The organism is Streptomyces odonnellii, from assembly GCF_000981895.1.
Classification (GTDB): domain Bacteria; phylum Actinomycetota; class Actinomycetes; order Streptomycetales; family Streptomycetaceae; genus Streptomyces; species Streptomyces odonnellii.
This window is the reverse complement of the sequence record NZ_LATD01000425.1, coordinates 1-2,474: the sequence shown is the minus strand read 5'-3', so window position 1 is coordinate 2,474 and position 2,474 is coordinate 1. Positions and strand designations below refer to the sequence as shown.

The following is a 2,474-nucleotide window of genomic DNA, read 5'->3' as shown; positions in this document are numbered from 1 at the left end:
GTCCGACCGCAGTTGACGGAGGGGGCGGCCACCGTGCGGCGGCCGCCCCCTCCGGGAACTGCGGTCGGACCGGACCGGTCCGGTCAGACCTGGCCGGCCTTCTCCAGGGCCGAGCAGCAGGTGTCGACGATCAGCCGCGTCACCACGTACGGGTCGACATTGGCGTTCGGACGGCGGTCCTCGATGTAGCCCTTGCCGTCTTGCTCGACCTGCCACGGGATACGGACCGAGGCGCCGCGGTTGGACACGCCGTAGCTGTACTCGTTCCACGGGGCGGTCTCGTGCAGACCGGTCAGCCGGTCGTCGATGCCCGCGCCGTAGTTCTTGACATGGTCGAGCGGCTTGGAGCCCTCGCCCAGCGACTCGCACGCGGTGATGATCGCGTCGTATCCCTCGCGCATCGCCTTGGTGGAGAAGTTCGTGTGTGCGCCCGCGCCGTTCCAGTCGCCCTTCACCGGCTTCGGGTCGAGTGTCGCGGAGACGTTGAAGTCCTCGGCGGTGCGGTAGAGCAGCCAGCGGGCGACCCAGAGCTGGTCCGCGACGTCCAGCGGTGCCAGCGGGCCGACCTGGAACTCCCACTGGCCCGGCATGACCTCGGCGTTGATGCCGGAGATGCCCAGGCCCGCCTTGAGGCAGTTGTCCAGGTGCGCCTCGACGATCTGGCGGCCGAAGATCTCGTCGGCGCCGACACCGCAGTAGTAGCCGCCCTGCGCGGCGGGGAAGCCGCCGACGGGGAAGCCCAGCGGACGGGAGCCCTCGAAGAAGGTGTACTCCTGCTCGATGCCGAAGATCGGCTCCTGGCCCGCGAACTTCACCGCGACCTCGGTGAGCGCCGCACGGGTGTTGGACTCGTGCGGCGTCATGTCGATGTTCAGGACCTCGCACATGACCAGGACGTTGTCCCCGCCGCGGATCGGGTCCGGGCACGAGAAGACCGGCTTCAGCACACGGTCGGAGGCGTGACCCTCGGCCTGGTTGGTGCTCGACCCGTCGAAGCCCCAGATGGGCAGCTCGGCGCCGTCCGTCAGGATCTTGGTCTTCGAGCGCAGCTTCGCGGTCGGCTCGGTGCCGTCGATCCAGATGTACTCAGCCTTGAAGGTCACGGGCCTCATCCTTTGCGGGTGCAGCAGTTTGAGTGCGGCAAGAGTTTGAGTGCGGCAAGTGTGTCCCGAAGCTTGGCAATCCGGGATTTCCCGGCTGTTGCCCATCCATGAACCGCGCGTTACTCAGGTTTCTTCTGTTTCGCGGGCGTCATGCGGGGAAGCGCCCGAGAGGCCTCTGGCGTCCTGGAAGCGCGCGTCCGGCACGTTCGGTGCCGGGCGCCGTGCGCCGGACCGTGCGCGTCGTATACGGGGTCGGGACGAGGGCTTCACACCTCGTACGGTCCCCGTAACACCTCGTACGGATCCCGTACCGGCCCCGTACCACCCTCGTACCACCCCGCGCCTCCTGTGCCGCGCGGCGACGGGGCACACTGATCGCCATGAGCAAGCCACGTATCGGACTTCTCGGCACCGGCCCCTGGGCGGAGCGTACGCACGCCCCCGCCCTCGCCGCCCACCCCGGCATCGAATTCAGCGGCGTCTGGGGACGGCGCCCCGAGGCCGCCGCCGCACTCGCCGCCGCCCATGACACCACCCCGCACTCCGGTGAGAGCGGCCTCGACGCCCTCTTCGCCGAGAGTGACGCCATAGCCTTCGCCCTGCCGCCGGACATCCAGGCGCCGCTCGCGGTACGGGCCGCCGCGGCCGGCTGCCATCTGCTGCTGGACAAACCGGTCGCGACGACCGTGGCCGCCGCCCGCGAGGCCGCCGACGCCGCGACCGGTGCGGGCGTCTCGTCCGTCGTCTTCTGCACCCTGCGTTTCGCCGCCGGGACCGCGGGCTGGATCGACGAGCAGGCGGCGAAGGGCGGCTGGTTCACGGCCCACGCCTACTGGATGGGCGCGCTGTACGGGCCGGGCGCGGACAGCCCGTACGCCGAATCCCCCTGGCGCCGCGAGAAGGGCGGCCTGTGGGACGTCGGCCCGCACGCGCTGTCCGCGCTGATCCCGGTGCTCGGCGATGTCACCGGGCTGACGGCCGTACGGACCGGGCCCGACCTCACGCATCTGGTGCTCCGGCATGTGTCCGGGGCGGCCAGCACGGTGGCGCTGAGCCTGAGCGCGCCGGAGGCCGGGTCGGGGTCGTGCGTCGAACTGCGCGGCGAGCACGGTACGGAGGCGCTGCCGGCCGAGTGGGGAGACCCGGTCGACTCGTTCCGCGCGGCGACCGACGCGCTGCTGGAGTCGGTCCGTACGGGGCGGCCGCACGCCTGCGACATACGGTTCGGGCTGCGGCTGACCGAGATCCTGGCGGAGGCGGAAGCCGAGGTGGTGCGTCGGGCGGGCGCTACGGCCGGGGCTTAGGTCCTGTCCGCCGGACAGGGTCTAGTAGTGCTTCGTTAGGTTGGTTTGATCGTGCGGTTGGTGGTGG

2 protein-coding genes are annotated in these 2,474 nt (G+C 70.6%); one reads left to right on the top strand and one right to left on the bottom strand.

Features of this window, described 5'->3' with window-relative positions; all coding sequences use genetic code 11:
* Positions 1–83: 83 nt before the first annotated feature.
* Positions 84–1,103: a glutamine synthetase gene (glnII, locus tag WH07_RS31745; protein ID WP_046507826.1), complete on the bottom strand. Its 1,020-nt coding sequence runs from the start codon at positions 1,101–1,103 to the stop codon at positions 84–86.
* A gap of 380 nt (positions 1,104–1,483) precedes the next feature.
* On the opposite strand from glnII, the gene WH07_RS31740 reads away from it, so the two are divergent.
* Positions 1,484–2,407: a Gfo/Idh/MocA family protein gene (locus WH07_RS31740; protein ID WP_046507824.1), complete on the top strand. Its 924-nt coding sequence runs from the start codon at positions 1,484–1,486 to the stop codon at positions 2,405–2,407.
* The last annotated feature ends 67 nt before the right edge of the window (positions 2,408–2,474 follow it).

Bases quoted from the DNA above. Each gene is read 5' to 3' on its own strand.
- WH07_RS31740 (WP_046507824.1), top strand. From the start codon at position 1,484: ATGAGCAAGCCACGTATCGGACTTCTCGGCACCGGCCCCTGGGCGGAG.